The 17,898-nt window shown below is 71.2% G+C and carries 16 protein-coding genes and 1 CRISPR repeat array (1 of these 17 only partly in view); of the genes, 3 read left to right on the top strand and 13 right to left on the bottom strand.

Translation table 11 applies throughout. The features are described from left to right. Positions 1–142 precede the first annotated feature (142 nt). From ABT127_RS06360 to ggt, 3 genes are all read right to left on the bottom strand, one after another. Positions 143–805, bottom strand: coding sequence for a response regulator (locus tag ABT127_RS06360; protein ID WP_351445142.1), 663 nt, complete (start codon positions 803–805; stop codon positions 143–145). Next, positions 802–1,947: a sensor histidine kinase gene (locus ABT127_RS06365; protein WP_351445144.1), complete on the bottom strand. Its 1,146-nt coding sequence runs from the start codon at positions 1,945–1,947 to the stop codon at positions 802–804. The genes ABT127_RS06360 and ABT127_RS06365 overlap by 4 nt, the downstream gene beginning before the upstream one ends. Before the next feature lie 90 nt (positions 1,948–2,037). Continuing rightward, entirely contained in the window at positions 2,038–3,846 is a 1,809-nt protein-coding gene (gene ggt, locus ABT127_RS06370) for a gamma-glutamyltransferase (protein WP_351445146.1), read from the bottom strand. 103 nt (positions 3,847–3,949) lie between these two features. Between ggt and ABT127_RS06375 the strand changes: the two genes are divergently transcribed. Beyond that, entirely contained in the window at positions 3,950–4,723 is a 774-nt protein-coding gene (locus ABT127_RS06375) for a hypothetical protein (RefSeq protein WP_351445148.1), read from the top strand. A gap of 188 nt (positions 4,724–4,911) precedes the next feature. On the opposite strand, the gene ABT127_RS06380 is transcribed toward ABT127_RS06375, so the two are convergent. From ABT127_RS06380 to ABT127_RS06400, 5 genes are all read right to left on the bottom strand, one after another. Continuing rightward, positions 4,912–5,781: an amino acid ABC transporter permease gene (locus ABT127_RS06380; RefSeq protein WP_351445150.1), complete on the bottom strand. Its 870-nt coding sequence runs from the start codon at positions 5,779–5,781 to the stop codon at positions 4,912–4,914. Beyond that, a complete protein-coding gene (locus ABT127_RS06385; RefSeq protein WP_351445152.1) occupies positions 5,778–6,422 on the bottom strand; it encodes an amino acid ABC transporter permease in 645 nt (214 codons plus the stop codon). Before ABT127_RS06385 ends, ABT127_RS06380 begins: the two co-directional genes overlap by 4 nt. 11 nt (positions 6,423–6,433) lie before the next feature. Continuing rightward, positions 6,434–7,345 (bottom strand): glutamate ABC transporter substrate-binding protein, encoded by a 912-nt coding sequence (locus ABT127_RS06390; protein ID WP_351445154.1) that lies wholly within the window; start codon positions 7,343–7,345, stop codon positions 6,434–6,436. Positions 7,346–7,364: 19 nt separating this feature from the next. Beyond that, positions 7,365–8,108, bottom strand: a complete 744-nt coding sequence (locus ABT127_RS06395; protein WP_351445156.1) for an amino acid ABC transporter ATP-binding protein — start codon at positions 8,106–8,108, stop codon at positions 7,365–7,367. 118 nt (positions 8,109–8,226) lie between these two features. After that, positions 8,227–8,706: a DUF6278 family protein gene (locus tag ABT127_RS06400; RefSeq protein WP_351445158.1), complete on the bottom strand. Its 480-nt coding sequence runs from the start codon at positions 8,704–8,706 to the stop codon at positions 8,227–8,229. A gap of 178 nt (positions 8,707–8,884) precedes the next feature. Between ABT127_RS06400 and ABT127_RS06405 the strand changes: the two genes are divergently transcribed. Then, positions 8,885–10,654 carry an SGNH/GDSL hydrolase family protein gene (locus ABT127_RS06405; protein ID WP_351445160.1) on the top strand — a complete coding sequence of 590 codons (1,770 nt, stop codon included), beginning with the start codon at positions 8,885–8,887 and terminating at the stop codon, positions 10,652–10,654. Positions 10,655–10,658: 4 nt separating this feature from the next. On the opposite strand, the gene ABT127_RS06410 is transcribed toward ABT127_RS06405, so the two are convergent. Both ABT127_RS06410 and ABT127_RS06415 read right to left on the bottom strand, forming a co-directional pair. Further along, positions 10,659–11,336, bottom strand: a complete 678-nt coding sequence (locus tag ABT127_RS06410) for a class I SAM-dependent DNA methyltransferase (protein ID WP_351445162.1) — start codon at positions 11,334–11,336, stop codon at positions 10,659–10,661. A 58-nt stretch (positions 11,337–11,394) separates the two neighbouring features. After that, positions 11,395–12,174, bottom strand: coding sequence for an exodeoxyribonuclease III (locus ABT127_RS06415; RefSeq protein WP_351445164.1), 780 nt, complete (start codon positions 12,172–12,174; stop codon positions 11,395–11,397). 113 nt (positions 12,175–12,287) lie between these two features. On the opposite strand from ABT127_RS06415, the gene ABT127_RS06420 reads away from it, so the two are divergent. Then, complete coding sequence (locus ABT127_RS06420) at positions 12,288–12,875, top strand: hydrolase (RefSeq protein ID WP_351445166.1); 588 nt, start codon at positions 12,288–12,290, stop codon at positions 12,873–12,875. A gap of 7 nt (positions 12,876–12,882) precedes the next feature. Here ABT127_RS06420 and ABT127_RS06425 read toward each other — a convergent pair whose 3' ends face one another. The 3 genes from ABT127_RS06425 to ABT127_RS06435 are packed head-to-tail and all read right to left on the bottom strand — an operon-like array spanning position 12,883 to position 16,081. Beyond that, positions 12,883–13,518 carry an MBL fold metallo-hydrolase gene (locus ABT127_RS06425; RefSeq protein WP_351445168.1) on the bottom strand — a complete coding sequence of 212 codons (636 nt, stop codon included), beginning with the start codon at positions 13,516–13,518 and terminating at the stop codon, positions 12,883–12,885. 48 nt (positions 13,519–13,566) lie between these two features. Continuing rightward, complete coding sequence (gene pcaDC, locus ABT127_RS06430; RefSeq protein WP_502971642.1) at positions 13,567–14,877, bottom strand: bifunctional 3-oxoadipate enol-lactonase/4-carboxymuconolactone decarboxylase PcaDC; 1,311 nt, start codon at positions 14,875–14,877, stop codon at positions 13,567–13,569. A 1-nt stretch (position 14,878) separates the two neighbouring features. Continuing rightward, positions 14,879–16,081, bottom strand: coding sequence for a site-specific integrase (locus ABT127_RS06435; protein WP_351445171.1), 1,203 nt, complete (start codon positions 16,079–16,081; stop codon positions 14,879–14,881). A 371-nt stretch (positions 16,082–16,452) separates the two neighbouring features. Further along, positions 16,453–17,898: a CRISPR direct-repeat array (repeat unit 29 nt; unit sequence CGGAGGATCCCCGCAGGCGCGGGGTCGAC); it runs 1,208 nt beyond the window's last position.

Consider the following 17,898-nt stretch of genomic DNA (forward strand, 5'->3'; position numbering starts at 1 on the left):
CGGGCGCCGCGACGGCGCACCCGTGGGCCGACACACCGGTCGGCGTACGCCCCACGGGTGTACGCCGACCGGCCGGAACCCCTCACGGTGCCCACCGTGGCGATCCGGCCCGCGGCGCATCGCCCCCGCCGTCCCCGCGCCCTCACCCGGACGGCGCCACGAGTCCCAATTCGTAGGCGATGATGACCAGTTGCACCCGGTCGCGGGCGTCCAGCTTGGTGAACAGACGGGCCACGTGCGACTTGGTCGTGGCCATGCTGATGACGAGTTCGTCGGCGATCTCCTGGTTCGAGCGGCCGAGCCCGACCAGGGTGAGCACTTCGCGCTCGCGCTCCGTGATCCCCTGGACGGAGCGCGGCGGCCGGGCCGCGACGGGCCCCGGCCGCCCCACGAAGTCCGCGATGAGCCGCCGGGTCACCCCGGGCGCGATGAGCGCGTCCCCGGCCGCCACCACGCGCACGGCGGCCAGGATGTCCTCCAGCTGCATGTCCTTGAGGGCGAAGCCGCCCGCCCCGGCCCGCAGCGCCCCGTACACGTAGTCGTCCTCGTCGAAGGTGGTCAGGACGAGGACCCGGCTGCCGCTGTCGCCCGCCGTGATCCGCCGGGTCGCCTCGATGCCGTCCATGCCGGGCATCCGCAGGTCCATGACGACCACGTCGGGCCGGAGCGACGCGGCCAGTTCGACGGCCCGCGCGCCGTCGCCCGCCTCGCCGGCCACTTCCAGGTCCTCGGTCTCGCCGATCAGGACGCTCAGCCCGGAGCGGATCAGCGGCTGGTCGTCGACGAGGAGCACGCGTACGGTCATCGGCCGGCCTCCGGCAGCGGTATGCGGGCCGTCACCCGGAAGCCGCCCTCCGGCCCCGGCTCCGCGCTGAACTCGCCGTGCAGCAGGCTGACCCGCTCCCGCATCCCTGTGATCCCCATGCCGGGGACGGTAGCCGAGCCGCCGGTGCCCGCGTCGTCGATCTCCAGGACGAGCGCGTCGGCGCTCCACCGGACGTCGACGCGGCAGGCGTCGACGTGCGCGTGCTTGACGACGTTGGTGAGGGACTCCTGGACGATGCGGTACGCGGCCAGCTCGATGTCCGACGGCAGCGGCCGCTCGGGGCCGGTGCGCACGACGTCGACCCTGACGCCCGCGTCCCGGCCGGTGGCGGCGGCGAGCGCGTCGAGGTCGCCGAGCCCGGCGGCCGGAGCGAGCGGCGCGGTGCCGTCCGGGTCGGCCTCGCGCAGCGCGACGAGGGTGCGGCGCAGTCCGGCGAGAGTCTCCCTGCTGGTGTCCTCGATCGCCGACAAGGCCTCGCGCGCCTCGCGGGGACGCGTCTCCACGACCCGGGCGGCGACTCCGGACTGGATCGCGATGACGCCGATGCTGTGGGAGACCATGTCGTGCAACTCCCTTGCGATGCGCAGCCGTTCGGCGGTGACGGCTTCGGTGACCGCCTGGGTGCGCAGCGCGTCGGCGTGGGCGCGGCGCTCCCCCGCGAGCAGTCCGACCATGCAGGCGACGAGGAGGGCGAGCACGGCGACGACGGCACCGCCGATCATGTTCTCGGGCCGGACCAGAAAGCCGATCCCGGCGGCCTGGACGACCAGGGAGACGGCGATCCCGGTGTACCACTGCCACCTCGGCCGGGTGGCGATCAGATAGCCGAGCGCCACATCGGCCGCCCCGAACGCCAGCAGGGTCACCTCCCGCGAACCGCCCCAGTACCCGCCGGTCGGCTGGGCGAACGCGGCGACCAGCGTCCCGAGGAGGATCACCGCAAGGCCCGTCAGCGGCGTCCGGCGCACCACTCCCGCGAGCAGCACCGCCGACAGGGCGACGCCGAGGGCGCGCACCTCGGGCGCGACGAACGAGAAGCCGAACAGGGCCAGGGCGACGGCCGGCGGGTAGAGGGCGAGGCCGCCCCAGGCGGCGCCGCGGGAGGTGGAGGTCGTGTTCACACCGGTGAGCCTACGAAGACGGGGCCACGCACACATCGGCCCACGGGATGCATCCCGTGGGCCGATGTCCGCCGCGTGTGTCACGGACCGTCACTTGCCGGGGGTGACCACCATCGCGGAGCCCCCGCCGCGCCGCACCTTCTCGGCGGCGGCGAGCCACTTGCCGCCCGGGAGCCGCTGCACACCGGTGGCGGCCCCGATCTCCGGGTTCGGCTTGAAGGAGTGCCCGATGGCTTCGAGCTCGCCGCGCAACGCGCTGTCGTACAGGCCGGGTTCGAGTTCGGTCTGCGCGGCGTTGCGCTGACTGGCGCGCGGTGCCGCGATGGCGTCGACGAGGGGCAGCCCGCGGTCGAGGAACCCGGTGAGCGTCTGCAGCACGGTGGTGATGATGGTGGCGCCGCCGGGTGAACCGACGGCGACGACCGGCCGGTCGTGCCGGTCGAGCACGATCGTCGGGGAGATCGACGAGCGCGGCCGCTTGCCGGGGCCCGGCAGGTTCGGGTCGTGCACGTCGGGGCTGGCCGGCGCGAAGGAGAAGTCGGTCAGCTCGTTGTTGAGCAGGAAGCCGCGGCCCGGCACGGTGATGCCGCTGCCGCCGGTCTGCTCGATGGTGAGGGTGTAGGAGACGACGTTGCCCCACTTGTCGGCGGTGGTGAGGTGCGTGGTGTTCTCGCCCTCGTACGTCGTCGGCGCCGCCTTGTCACCGGCCTTGCCGCACTTGCCCGGATGCCGGGGATCGCCGGGTGTGACCGGGCTGGTGAGCACCGCGTCGTCCTTGATGAGGCAGGCCCGCGAGTCGGCGTACTTCTGCGACAGCAGTTGCCGGGTGGGGACGTCCTCGAAGGCCGGGTCGCCGACCCAGCGGCCCCGGTCGGCGAACGCGATCCGGCTGGCCTCGATGTAGTGGTGCAGGTACTGGACGGCGGACGCCTTCGAAAGGTCCGTACGCTCCAGGATGTTGAGTGCTTCGCCGACGGTGGTGCCGCCGGACGACGACGGCGCGATCGAGTAGACGCCGAGCCCGCGGTACGAGGTCTTCGACGGGGCCTGGAACCTGGCGCGGTACGCCTTGAGGTCCTTCGTGGACAGCTTGCCGGGGCGGGCCACGTAGTCCGACCCCGCGTCGACCGGCGGCTTGGCGACCGTCCTGACGATGTCGTCGCCGATGTCGCCCCGGTAGACGGCGCCCATTCCCTCGCGGCTCAACTGCGCGTAGGTGCGCGCCAGATCGGGGTTCTTGAAGGTGGATCCGACGACCGGGAGCCGCCCGTCCGGCAGGAACAGCTTCGCCGTGTCGGGGAAGTCGCGGAAGCGGGCCTCGTTCGACGCGGTCTGCGAGCGGAAGGTGTCGTCGACGGTGAAGCCGTCGCGGGCCAGTTTCTCGGCGGGCTTCAGGACCGTGCCGAGCCGTCGGCTGCCCCAGGCGTCGAGCGCCGACTGCCAGGTGGCCGGGGTGCCGGGCGTGCCCACGCTCAGCCCGCTCGTCACGGCGTCGGTGAAGGCGAGCGGCTTGCCGTTCTCCAGGAAGAGATCGGAGCCTGCGGTGAGCGGCGCGGTCTCCCGGCCGTCGATCGTCCGGACCTCGCGGGACTTGGCGTCGTAGTAGACGAAGTAGCCGCCACCGCCCACGCCCGACGAGTAGGGCTCCGTGACGCCGAGGGCGGCGGCGGTGGCGACGGCGGCGTCCACCGCGTTGCCCCCGTTGCGCAGGACCTCGATGCCCGCGGCCGAGGCGTCCGCGTCGACGCTGGCTACGGCGCCGCCGTAGCCGACGGCCACCGGCTGCTTCGTCGGGACGGCGGACGCGGCTCCGGCGGAGGGCGGCGCGGCCGCGCCGACGGCCACCATGCTCGCCGCCACCGCGCACAACGACAGATTCCGCCCAACTGAACGTCTCATCGGTACCTCCGGTCAACAGCGGTTCGCGCAGCGTAACTTGACTTCCGCTACCCGTCAGGACCCTCTCGAACACCGGTGCGTCGGTTGGCTAGAGTGCGCCCCCATGACTGACGACGTGCGCACCATCGTCCTCGGCCTGATCGCGGCGGGCCTCTGCGTCTCGCTGGGCTGGGTCGCCCGCACCCATCTCTGGCGGCGCAGGCTCCGCCGCAAGCAGACCTTCTTCGGACTGCCCGCCAACTCCGAGTCCCTGCTGGTGGTGAACCGGGACGCGGGCGGCCCCGAGCTGACGGTCAAGCGGCACGACGTCTTCGCCCTCCTCGAACTCTCCGCCGTCATCAAGGACTGCGGCGCCCACGCGCAGATCGTCGCCCACGACACGGCCCAGCAGGGCTTCGGCGAGCGCACGGAGTTCTGTGTCGGAGGGCCGGGGTCCAACCGGCGGATGGCGGCGCACATGGTGAGTCTGCTGCCCGGGATCCGGGTGAACACCGATCCCGAGCCGGGCCCGGACCGCGGCGCCTTCCAGATCGGCACCGAGCGCCACCGCCTGGAGCCCGGCAGAGCCGAGTACGTGATCCTGGCCCGGCTCACCGCCGGGGAGGCGGGGGACGCCGGCCTGGCCAGACCGGTGTTCCTGTGCTGTGGGCAGCTGCCCATCACCCATCAGGCCGCGACCCGCTATCTGGCCCGGCACCACGAGCGCCTTGCGCGCAAGTACGGCGGCGGGTCGTTCGTGCTGCTGCTGAAGGTCGTCAACTCGGGGGCCTACGGCCCGGACGTCGTCGAGCTGGTGGCGGATGTCACGAAGGCGGCGCAGACTCCGCTGCCCGCACCGGCGGTGCCGCCGCGCAGTTCCCACCGCGCGGAGAAGTAGCGCGGCCGCTGTGCGGTCCCGGCGGCCCACGGACCAAGGGAGCGGTGCCCCTGTCGCGTACGAATGCGACAGGGGCCCGCTCGGCCTCGGCAAGCAGGCCCGCTTCCGTCCGGCGCAGCTGACCTTCTCCCCGTACGCGCGGGGAGTGATCTCCGGCTGTCGCTGGGCGGAAACCGCCGATGCTCTGGCTACTGCCTGCCCGGCAGCAGCGTCCCTGGTTCGGCCGGCGCGACATCGGCGGCCTCGGTCTTGGGACTGCGCCGCTGCCGCCTGGCCACCCACTGGGCGAACCACGACAACAGCATGCACATCCCGATGTAGATCGGAGAGATCACCATCACCACAGGGATGAAGGGCAAATCGTAGTCGAGGTTCGACGCGATCAGCTTCCCGGCGTGGAGGAACTCCTCATAGGTGATCAGATAGCCGAGCGAGGTGTCCTTCAGGGCGACCACGAGCTGGCTGATGATGGCGGGCAGCATGGCCCGTACGGCCTGCGGTACGAGCACGTGCGCCATGACCTGCGTCTTGCGCATCCCGAGCGCGTAGGCGGCCTCTCGCTGGCCGCGCTCCACGGAGTTGATGCCGGAGCGGAAGACCTCGGCGAGGACGGAGCCGTTGTACAGGGTCAGGCCCGCGACCAGGGCGGGCAGCGGCTCGACCTTGAGGGCCACGTAGATGAAGAAGATCATCACGAGGACCGGCATGGCGCGGAAGAACTCCACGCACAGCGTGGCGAGCCAGCGCACCGGCTTGTGGTCGGACAGCCGTCCGACGGCGAGCACGGTGCCGAGCACGAGGGAGAGCACGGCCGAGAGGGCGAACGCCTTCAGCGTGTTGCCGAGGCCGCGGAGCAGCAGTTCCTGGATGCCCTTGTACTCGAAGGGCGACCACTTCGTGGCCGTGAACTGGTCGGTGTCGAAGAGCAGGTACAGCAGCCAGGCGACGAGCCCGAGCACGACGAGGGTGGAGATGAGCCCGTACACCTTGTGGCGGCGCTCGGTGTTCGGCCCGGGAATGTCGTACAGGGCGGTGGCGGAGTGGTCGAGTGCTTTCATCGGGCGACTCCCCAGCGCTTTTCCAGGACGTTGAAGAGCGCGCTGATGGCGAGCGTGATGATGAGGTAGCCGAGCGCGATCCAGACGAACGTCCAGATGATGTTGTAGCCGAGTTCGCTGAGCGTCTTGTACGTGCCGAGCAGTTCGACGACGCTGAACGCACCGGCGATGGCCGAGTTCTTGGCGAGCGCGATCAGCGTGGAGCCGACCGGCGGGATCACCGACCGGAAGGCCTGCGGCAGGATCACGGTGGTCAGCGTCTGCCCGAAGGTCATGCCGAGGCTGCGGGCGGCCTCGCCCTGTCCCCGGGGCACCGTGTTGATGCCGGAGCGCAGCGCCTCGCAGATGAACGCGGAGGTGTAGCAGCCCAGCGCGAGCACCGCGAACAGCTGGAAGGGCAGCACCAGGCCGAAGCGCGGCAGGCCGAGCAGCACCGCGAAGAACAGCAGGGTCAGCGGGGTGTTGCGCAGGACGGTCACCCAGGCGGTGCCGAAGACGCGGAAGGAGCCGACGGGCGCGACGCGGAACGACGCCATCACGAAGCCGAGCACCAGCGCGAGGACCGAGGCGTAGACGGTGAGCTCGACGGTACCGAGGAAGCCCTTCCAGTACGTCGAGAAGTTGTCGGTCAGGACATTCATGGGACGCCTCCTCAGTTCGCCGGGTAGCGGTCGACGGGCGGTGGCTTCGGCGCGGCCTCGCCGGACAGGCCGAGCGTGGCCTCGAACGCCTTCTTCCAGTCCCCGTTCTTCTCGCGGGCCTCCAGGGCGTCGTCCATGGCGAACCGGAGCGCGGTGTCGCTCTTGGGCAGGCCGATGCCGTAGGGCTCCTCGGAGAACGGCTTCCCGGCGATCTTGAGCTCGTCGGGCGCCTTGGCGGCGAAGCCGAGCAGGATCGCGTCGTCGGTGGTGACCGCGTCGACCTGGTAGGTCAGCAGGTTGTCGACACAGATGGAGTAGGTGTCGTAGGCGACGAGGTCGGCCTTCGGGTAGTCGGCCTGGATGCGCTGGTACGGGGTCGAACCGGCCGCCGAGCAGACCCGCTTGCCCGCGAGGTCCTGGGGTCCGCGGATGTCGTCCTCGTCGGTGCGCACGAGCAGGGACTGGCCGGCCATGTAGTAGGGCCCGGCGAAGCCGACGAGCTTCTTGCGGTTGTCGTTGATGGTGTAGGTGCCGACGTAGTAGTCGATCTGCCCGTTCTGCAGGGCGGTCTCGCGGTTGGCGGAGGCGATCGTCTTGAAGCGGATCCGCGCCGGGTCGAGCCCGAGCGAGGCCGACATCATCTTGGCGATCTCGATGTCGAAGCCGGAGTAGACGCCGTTGGCGGGGTTCTTCTCACCGAGGTAGGGCTGGTCCTCCTTGGCGCCGACCACGAAGTGGCCGCGGCTCTTCGCCCGCTTCCACGTCTTCGAGTCGGGCAGGGAGAACCCCTGGGCGATCTGGTACTTGGGGAGTTCTTCGGCGGAGGGGCCCTTGGTGGGCGGGCTGCCGTCCTTGCCGCAGGCGGTGGCGGCCGAGGCCGTCACCAGGAGCGCGGCGAGCAGCCGGAGCGACTTGGCGATCATGTGGTGCTGCACTCCCCCGTCAGTGCTTGAGGATCTTGGAGAGGAAGTCGCGGGCGCGCTCGCTCTCCGGGTGGGTGAAGAACTCCTCGGGGGCGCGGTCCTCGACGATCTTTCCGTCGGCCATGAAGACGACGCGGTCGGCGGCGGTGCGCGCGAAGCCCATCTCGTGGGTGACCACGACCATCGTCATGCCGTCGCGAGCCAGCTGCTGCATGACCTCCAGGACCTCGTTGATCATCTCGGGGTCGAGGGCCGAGGTCGGCTCGTCGAAGAGCAGGGCCTTGGGGTCCATGGCGAGTGCGCGGGCGATGGCCACGCGCTGCTGCTGGCCGCCGGAGAGCTGTGCGGGGAACTTGTCGGCGTGCGCGGCGAGCCCGACCCGGTCGAGGAGTTCGCGGGAGCGCCGGTCGGCCTCGTCCTTCTTCCGCTTTCTGACCTTGACCTGGGCCAGCGAGACGTTCTGGAGGACGGTCTTGTGCGCGAAGAGGTTGAACGACTGGAAGACCATGCCCACTTCGGCCCTGAGCTGCGCGAGCGCCTTGCCCTCCGCGGGCAGCGGCCGGCCGTCGAGTCTGATGGTGCCCGATTCGATGGTCTCCAGCCGGTTGATCGTCCGGCAGAGCGTCGACTTGCCCGACCCCGAAGGGCCGATGACGACGACCACCTCCCCCTTGCCGACGGTGAGCTCGATGTCCTGGAGGACATGCAGCTCCCCGTAGTACTTGTTCACGTCACGCAGCTCGATCAACGGATCGACGGCCATGGCAGTCCCTGCCCACTCATCGCTGTGTCGGTCCGCGCAAACTACCCACGCCGATTTGGGACTTAATGGACGACACGCCCGTATGAGCATTAACCGTATTTGCTGCTCAGCCACATGGTCAGGACTCGGCGGCCTCCGCGTAGAACTGCGACAGCTCGGGCGCCCCGCTCTCGGCCCAGTCGTGCCCCGCCTCGACCACGTCGATCTCCCGGCCGGACGCCAGGCGCACCACCGGCTGCCCGTTGGGCCAGATCACCCAGGCCGCGCCGGCGACATGGTGGACCATGATCGTGCCCAGATAGAGGCCCGCGTCATTGCCGAGCCAGTGCAGTACGTCCTCGTCCTCCCGCCAGCGCGGCACGAGTTGGTCCAGGGCCGCCAACGAGGCGACGGAGTCGTCGAGTTCCACTCCGGCCTCCTCCGCCTGGGCGCGCAACAGCTCGCATTCGCCGAGCAGTTCGGCGACACCCTCGGCGTCGACACCCTCGGCACCCTCGGCACCCTCGGCACCCTCGGCACCCTCGGCACCCGGACCGAACACGACGATGGGGGTGTTCCCGTGCCTCTTGCGCCACTGGTCCACGAAAGGGATCTTCATACCGACCAGCGTCGCATTCGGCGCCGTCGGCGCACCACAGGCGCGCGGGCCAAGGTGTCCGGCCGTTCGCGGGGAGTTCACCGCCACGTCGGCCGCACCTCATTGACGCGTCCCTGACGCATCTTTACGTTCGGGGCGCACCAGTCACGGCACGCACACCGACGGAAGGGAGCCGGCCGTGCGCCGACGCACCTGGGGAACAGCCGTCCTGCTGGCCGTCTGCGCGGGGCTGGCCCCCGCCACGACGGCGCGGGCGGCACCGCACGGACCCGGGCCGCTCCCGCTGGAGCGGCTCTTCGACAACCGGGCCGTGAGCGACGACGCCACGCCCGGCGAGGCGGACTTCGACGGTGCGGGCGCTTCGCTGTCCGCGCAGGACCTCGCCGCGTCGGGCTGGACTCCCGGCCGCGGCCTGGGAGTTGACGGCGCGCGTCTCACCTGGCCGCGCTCGGCGGGGAAGGGGCTCGACAACGTCGTCGCGGACGGGCAGCGGGTCCGGGTGCCCGGCCGCGGCGACGCGCTCGCCTTCCTGGTCGCGGGCACCGGCGGCGACGCGACGGGCGCGGGCGTCGTGCGGTACGCGGACGGCTCACGGTCCGCGTACACGCTGACCGCGCCGGACTGGCGGACGGGACCGCTCGCGACGAAGACGGTCGCGCTGGCGCACCGGAACACCCCGGAAGGTCAACTGGCCGAAAAGACACGGCTGTTCGTGGTGAGCGTGCCGGTGCGGGCCGGGCGGGACATCGCGTCCGTGGACCTGCCGCGGGCCACGGGCGCCGCACTCCATGTGTTCGCCCTGTCCGTGCGCGCGCAGCCGCGGGGATGGACGGGGAGCTGGTCGGCGTCGCCCGCCGGGTACACGGTGGTGGGCCCGTGGAGCGACAGCACGGTGCGGCTCGTGGTGCACACCAGCGCGGGCGGGCCCCGGGTGCGGATCCGCCTGGAGAACACCTTCGCGCCGTCGCCCGTACGGATCGCGAGCGCGTCGGTGGCGGTGCAGGAGTCGGGGGCCGCGGCGAGGAGCACGCCGGTGCCGCTGCGGTTCCGGGGCGCGTCCGGCACCCAACTCCCGGCCGGGACACAGATGTTCAGCGACCCGGTCGACTTCGACGTACCGGCCGCCGCGAACCTCCTGGTGAGTTTCCATCTGCCGGATCCGGTGGTCTCGGCGCCCGTGCACAGCCAGGCCCTCCAGACCGGCTACGTCAGCGGGCCCGGAGACCACGCGAGCGAGGCGGCCGGGTCGGCGTACACGTCCACGATCGCGTACTGGCCGCTGCTCACCGGGGTCGACGTGGGCGGTGGTCCAGGGTCGGTGGTGCTGCTCGGGGACTCCATCACCGACGGCGTGAAGTCGACGCAGGACGCCAACCACCGGTGGCCCGACGTGCTGGCCGCACGGCTCCTCGGACAGTCGAAGGTGCCGCGCTACGGGGTGCTGAACCAGGGGATCTCGGCGAACAAGGTCGTCACGGACCGGTACCCCGGTGACGGGATTTCCACGGACACCGGCGGGGTGAGCGCCCTGCACCGGCTGGACCGGGACGTGCTGGCGCAGACGTCGGCCCGTACCGTCGTGGTGTTCCAGGGGATCAACGACCTGCGCTGGGGTGCCACGGCGGAGCAGGTCGGGGCCGGGCTGCGGGAGATCGTGCGGCGGGCCCACGCCCGCGGGCTGAAGGTGATCGGGGCGACGATCACGCCCTGCGAGGGCGAGGTGCTGTGCCCGGCCGCCGTCGACGCCGAGCGGGTCGCCGTGAACACGTATCTGCGCGGGCCGGACTCGCCCTTCGACGGGCTGGCCGACTTCGACGCCGTGGTGCGCGACCCGGCGCATCCCGCCCGGATGCTGCCCGCCTACGACAGCGGGGACCATCTGCATCCGGGCGACTCGGGCCTCGCGGCCCTGGCCGACTCGGTCGACCTGCGGATGCTGGTGCCGTGACGCGCTACGCGGCGGCGGGGCCCGGCTTCTGGACGAGCAGGGTTCCCTGCCGGCCCTGGGTCGCGCGCTCGAAGTCGTCCGGCTCGCGGACCAGGCGGGCCTGGACGACGAATCCGGCCGCTTCGAGGTGCCTCTCGACCTCCTCGGGCGAGCGCCAGTAGACGTCGAGCGAGAGGTCGTGGCCGTAGGCGTGATCGAGATGGCGGATCAGGTCGCCGATCTTGTAGCCGACCAGGAGGTGGCCGCCGGGGGCGAGGACGCGGTGGAACTCGGCGAAGATCGTCGGGAGTACCTCCGGCGGCGTGTGCACCGTCGAGTACCAGGAGACGATGCCGCTCAGCGCGTCGTCGGGGAGGTCGAGGCCCGTCATCGAGCCCTCCTCGAACCGCAGGTCCGGGTAGGCGCGGCGGGCCTCGGCGATCATCTTCGGCGACAGGTCGACGCCGAACGCGGTCAGCCCGAGGTCCCTCAGATGAGCCGTCGCGTGGCCGGGCCCGCAGCCGAGGTCGGCCACCGGGCCGGCGCCGCCGCCGGCCCGCACGAGGTCGGCGAAGGCGCCGAACATCGCGACCCCGTACGGATCGCGGCCGAACAGCGGCGGGATGATCTCGGCATAGGCGCCCGCGGCGGTGTCGTAGGCGAGCCGGGTGGACCGCAAGTAGGCCGTCTGGTCAGTGGTCATGGTCGGCGACGCTAGCGGCGGCCACTGACAACGGCCCCGGCCGACGGAAAGGATCCGGTCAGACGTCGAGGTCCACCACGACCGGCGCGTGGTCGGAGGCGCCCTTGCCCTTGCGCTCCTCGCGGTCCACGTACGCGTCCGAGACCGCCTTCGCGAACGGCTCGTTCCCGTAGACCAGGTCGATGCGCATGCCCCGGTTCTTCGGGAAGCCGAGGGCGCGGTAGTCCCAGTACGTGAAGGGGCGGTCGTACTTGAGCGGGCGCGGCACGACGTCGGTGAGGCCCGTCTCGCGCAGCGAGGCGAGGGCGGCGCGCTCGGGCGGGGTGACGTGGGTGAGGCCGTCGAAGGCGGCGAGGTCCCAGACGTCCTCGTCCGTCGGTGCCACGTTGTAGTCGCCCAGGACGGCGAAGGGGCGGCCGCCCGCGGCGTCGCCCGCGACGGCCGCCTTCAGCGCCTCGAACCACTGGAGCTTGTACGCGTAGTGCGGGTGGTCGACCTCCCGGCCGTTCGGCACGTACACCGACCAGACGCGGACCGGGCCGCAGGTCGCGGAGACGGCGCGGGGCTCCTGCGTGCCCTCGTAGCCCGGGTCGCCGGGCAGGCCCTTGACCACGTCGTCGAGGCCGACGCGGGAGAGCAGCGCCACCCCGTTCCACCGGCCTGTCGCGTTCACCGCCGACTCGTAGCCCAGCTCGCGCAGCGCGTCCGCGGGGAACTGCTCCTCCGAGCACTTGGTCTCCTGGACGCACAGCACGTCCGTGCCGCTGCTCTCCAGCCAGGCCAGCAGGCGCGGGAGGCGCGCGGTGATCGAGTTCACGTTCCACGTAGCGATGCGCATGTCCCACAACCTACCGGGCGGGTCCGACAACGGGCCCGCGCGACCGCGGGCCGCCGCCCGATATAGACAGGTAATCTTGCAAGTTTTCCTGTTAGACAGTTAGCCTGCCGAACATGAGTGACAGCACCCCCACCTCCCTCTCCCTCGACGAGCGCACCGCCCTCGTCCTCATCGACCTCCAGCAGGGCATCCTCGGCCTGCCGACCGTGCACCCCTCCGGTGACGTCCTGAAGAACGCCGTCCGGCTCGCCGACGCCTTCCGCGCCAAGGAGCTGCCGGTCGTGCGGGTGCGGGTCGGCTGGTCGCAGGACGGCGGCGACCTTCCGGTCAGCCGGGCCGTGACGCCCGGCCCGGCGCAGGCGCCGCCGGCCGCGTTCTCCGAGTTCCCCGACGAGCTCGGCCCGCTCGGCGACGACATCGTGATCACCAAGCGCCACTGGGGCGCCTTCACCGGCACCGAGCTGGACCTCCAGCTGCGCCGGCGCGGGGTCACCCAGATCGTGCTCTGCGGCATCTCCACGTCGATCGGCGTCGAGTCGACCGCCCGCTCCGCGTTCGAGCTGAGCTACCACCTGGTGGTCGTGGACGACGCGACGACCGACACCGACGCCGCGTCCCACGCGCACAGCTTCGGGAAGATCTTCCCGCGCATCGCCGAGCTGGGCTCGACCGACGACGTGCTCGCGCTCCTCGGCGAGTAGCGGCGGTTCACACCTGCGCCGAGGCGCCCGGCGCCAGGCGCAGGTGTTCCGTGCCGCCGAGCGCGCCGATCTGGTTGTCGTAGATCGGCCGCGCGAGATCGGTGAGCAGCGCGTCGTGAATGTCGTACGCGCGCGCGGGCTTGACCTCGCGGACGTACTCGATGACCTCGGCGATCTTGTTCCAGGGCGCCATGACGGGCAGCATCAGCGTCTCGACCGGCTGGTCGGGGACGGTGAGGGCGTCGCCGGGGTGGAAGACCGTACCGCCGTCGATCAGATAGCCGACGTTCGTGATCCGCGGGATGTCCGGGTGGATGACCGCGTGCAGCTCGCCGTGGACCTGGACGTCGAACCCGGCGGCCGTGAACGTGTCGCCGTGGCCGACCGTGTGGACGCGGCCGGGAAAGGCCGCCGAGATCTTCTCCGCGACCGACTTCAGGGTCCAGATCTCCGCGGCGGGGTCGGCCTCGAGCCCCGCGCGCAGGCGCTCCTCGTTGAAGTGGTCCGGGTGCTCGTGCGTCACCAGGATCGCCTCGGCACCGATCGCCGCGTCCTCCTCCGTGAAGGTGCCGGGGTCGATGACGAGCGTGCGGCCGTCCTTCTCCAGACGGACACAGGCATGGGTCTTCTTCGTGAGCTTCATGCTCCCATCCTGCTCCCGGCACACCGGTGCCGGGCAACCGGACGGCGGTCACTCCTGCGGAGTGGTCTCCTCCCGTATGACCTGCTGGGCCACCTTGAACGCGGAGTTCGCGGCCGGCACGCCGCAGTAGACCGCCGCCTGGAGCAGGATCTCCTTGATCTCGGCCGCGGTGAGACCGTTGCGGAGGGCGGCGCGGGTGTGGAAGGCCAGCTCGTCGAGGTGCCCGCCCGCGACCAGCGCCGTGAGGGTCACCGCCGAGCGCATCCGGCGGTCGAGGCCGGGGCGGCTCCAGATCTCGCCCCACGCGTAGCGCGTGATGAACTCCTGGAAGTCGCCCGAGAACTCGTCGGCGGAGGCCAGCGCCCGGTCGACGTGGGCGTCGCCCAGGACCTCGCGGCGCACCTTGAGACCCACGTCGCGCGGATCGGGACGGACCGCTGCCTCGGGCTGCCGGATCGCGGCCGTGATCTCGGCGACCGGGGCCACCGGCGGGGGCGACGGCGCGAGGACCGGCTTGACCGGAGCGGCCTGGATGGCGTGCTGGCCGGTCTCGAAGCCGGGCAGCCACGCGGAGGTGAAGTGCCGCACGAGGAGGTCCGTCACCGCGGCCGGCTGCTCGACGGGGGCCAGATGGGAGGCGCCGGGGACGACGGCGAGCCGCGCGTCCGGGATGCCGGCGACGAGCGTGCGGGCCTCGGCGGGCCCGGTGACCTGGTCGTCCGAACCGACCAGCACCAGCGTCGGGACGCCGACCGCGCCCAGTTCCGCACGGATGTCGAAGGCGGCGAGGGCCTCGCAGGAGGCGATGTAGCAGCCCGGGTCGGTGGTGCGGACCATCTGCACGGCCCAGTCGGTGATGGCGGGCTGCGCGGCGGCGAACCCGGCCGTGAACCAGCGTTCCGGCGACGTCCGGGCGATGGGGTCGAGGCCGTTGCTGCGGACGATGACGCCGCGCTGCCGGAACTCGTCGGCGGTGCCGAAGCGGGGCGAGGCGGCTATCAGTCCCAGCGACGCGACGCGCTCGGGGTGGCGCAGCGCCAGCTCCGCGCCGATCGCGCCGCCCAGCGAGCAGCCCGCGTACCCGAACCGCTGCACGCCCACCTCGTCGAGCGTGGCCAGCACCCGCTCGGCCAGCTCGGCGACGGAACCGGCCGGGTGGGCGGGGGCGCCGCCGTGTCCCGGCAGGTCGAACCGGAACACCCTCCAGTGCTTGACCAGCTCCGGGATCTGCCGGTCCCACATGTGCCATGTAGCGCCGAGGGAGGTTCCCATGACGAGCACCGGGGCGTCTTTTGGCCCGTCAAAGCGATATTGCAGGGTCTCAACTTTCTTCTCACTCACCCGCTCACGCTCCCACATCTCACATTCGCTCCGTGAGCGGGGCCGGAGCGACCGCCAGTTCTCCCCATATATCAGCGGCCGGTCGCAGATCCTCCACATCCGGCTTCACGTACCACTGCTTGGTGGTGCGGACGTCGGTGTGTCCGGCCCAGCGGGCAAGCAGATGGTCCGGCACACCCTTGTTCGCCAGGTACGTGAAGCAGCTCGCGCGGGCATCGTACAAACGCACCCGGCGCAACGCGTTCTCGGCCATGACCGTGTACGCCCGCTCCCGCAACTGGCGCCCGTTGAGTGCCCTGCCTAGCCCGTCCACGAGCACGTATCCGCTGTCCTCGTACCTCTCACCCGCATCGAGCTTCTCGGCAACCTGCCGGGCCTGGAAAGCGGCAAGAGCCTCGCCCACCAGGTCAGGCAGGGGGAGCTGACGCTCCCCGGCAATCGACTTCGTATCCTTTTCGACCACGACCTTGTTGCCCATCAACGTCCGGGTCCGGTGGACGATCAGGGTGGCTCCGCCGAGGTCGACGTCGCTCCAGCGCATTCCGCAGATCTCCGCCGGCCGCAGTCCCATCAGGGACAGGAGGAAGGCGGCATACAGACGGTCGCCCTTGACCGCATCCACGAAGGCACGCACCTCATGGATGTTCCAGGGCGGGATCATGGTTTTCGCCCGCCGCTCCGCCTTCCGGTAATTACGGGGGACCTTCACCTCCGTGGCGACGTTCACCTCGACAAGGCGCTGAGCCACCGCCCGGTCGAGCGCTTCCCTCAACCGCGCCAGTGACATCTCGACCGAGGTCACCCCCAGGCCGGTGGCCGCCTTGCCACTTCGTACCCGGCCCTCGTGCAGCGCCCACTTCATCCACGCCTCGACATCGTCCTCGGTAAGTTCCTGGAGCCGGATGTGCCCGAGCCTTCCGCGAAGACGCCCCAGAGTCATGGTGTAGCTGCAGACGGTGCTCTCCTCCAAGTCCTCCGCCTTCCTGGCCAGCCACTCATCGAGCCACTCGTCCAGCGTCCTCACATCGAATGAGACGGCCGCTGCCTCGTGGCGGCGGTGTGTGATGTGCGCGTACTCGGCCTTCGCCTCCCGCAACGTCCCAAACGTGCGGGTCACCTGGCGCCGCTTCCCAGTCAAGGGATGAGCCCCTACATCGACCACAAACCGGTACCGGACCCTCCCCTTCGCATCAGGGGAAAGCTTCTTGATCGGAACAGACACGATTTTCACACTCCTTGAGAGGCACGGAACGCGAGCACTGACACGGGCCACACCGCCTCCCAACGCTTGCCGCGCAGTAACGCGTCACGAGCCGAAGACGCCGCCGCAACCTGGGGGCCTCGGTGCGAGCCCGGCCGAATGCAAGCAACTCCTATCGTCGTCACGATCGCCGGTTTGGCTAACCGGCACTCTCGGTCTATGTTCCGCACCAGAGCGGGAGGGCTACACCCGTCACACCCGGGCAAAGACGGAAATCTGACCCGCTCCGCAGGGTTAGTCAGTTCAGATGTGACTCGATCGTGCGACACCCCCAAGCCCTCGACGAACTCGTCGCGTCAATGCGCCCGGCCCGCGAGCACAAGTACAAGCGCCAGAGCATCCCCGCAGGCGCGGGGTCGACGGTCTGAGCGCCGGCCTGTGGCGCAACGTGGACGGAGGATCCCCGCAGGCGCGGGGTCGACAGCGCGCCGACGGTGTCCCTCTCCTTGCCGAGCGGAGGATCCCCGCAGGCACGGGGTGCGGCCTTCGCTGCGAGTCCTTTGCGGGACATGCCCGCGGAGGATCCCCGCAGGCGCGGGGTCGACTTCTTCAGCAGGCCGATGTCCTGCTCGAGTACCGGAGGATTCCCGCAGGCGCGGGCTCGACGACCCGATGGAGGCTCGATGGGTGCGTATGGACGGAGGATCCCCGCAGGCGCGGGGTCGACTCGGCGAGGTCGCGGGCGTACGCGGCTCCCGTCGGAGGATCCCCGCAGGCGCGGGGTCGACACGGCGAGGTCGCGGGCGTACGCGGCTCCCGTCGGAGGATCACCGCAGGCGCGGGGTCGACACGGCGAGGTCGCGGGCGTACGCGGCTCCCGTCGGAGGATCCCCGCAGGCGCGGGGTCGACACGGCGAGGTCGCGGGCGTACGCGGCTCCCGTCGGAGGATCCCCGCAGGCGCGGGGTCGACACGGCGCCGAGCCGGTCGAACTGCATGTTCATCGGAGGATCCCCGCAGGCGCGGGGTCGACGGCAGGTACAGCGGGTGGCGCTGGTGCCCGTGCGGAGGATCCCCGCAGGCGCGGGGTCGACACGCCCACCGCCTGAGCAGACAGCGCGGATAGCGGAGGATCCCCGCAGGCGCGAGGTCGACATCCCCGCTGACCAGCGCTACACCGGCAACTACGGAGGATCCCCGCAGGCGCGGGGTCGACGCCGAGGCGACCGGGCTCATCGGCGACAAGCGCGGAGGATCCCCGCAGGCGCGGGGTCGACTTGGGCTTGATGGAGCGGACGGTGGGCTGCCTCGGAGGATCCCCGCAGGCGCGGGGTCGACGTAGGGCCAGTTTGCTGCCGACACGCGCTCAACGGAGGATCCCCGCAGGCGCGGGGTCGACGCCGAGGCGACCGGGCTCATCGGCGACAAGCGCGGAGGATCCCCGCAGGCGCGGGGTCGACACGCCGATGTGCTCGATCCGGCCGATGTACACGGGAGGATCCCCGCAGGCGCGGGGTCGACGACGTCCCCGGGGTCTGCTCCCGGGGACGTCGCGGAGGATCCCCGCAGGCGCGGGGTCGACGCTCCGGTCGCTGCCCGGCGGTCACCGGCGGGCGGAGGATCCCCGCAGGCGCGGGGTCGACAAGCCGGACGGCAGCAAGGGCACCGAGCCCGGCGGAGGATCCCCGCAGGCGCCGGGTCGACATCTGACGCGTGGCCGCGATCTCCACATCGAGAGGAGGATCCCCGCAGGCGCGGGGTCGACCCCCACCGGCCGCTTGAGTCGAACTATTCGCGGGGAGGATCCCCGCAGGCGCGGGGTCGACTCATCCGGTGCCG

Source organism: Streptomyces sp. NPDC001904, assembly GCF_040297005.1.
Lineage (GTDB): Bacteria > Actinomycetota > Actinomycetes > Streptomycetales > Streptomycetaceae > Streptomyces.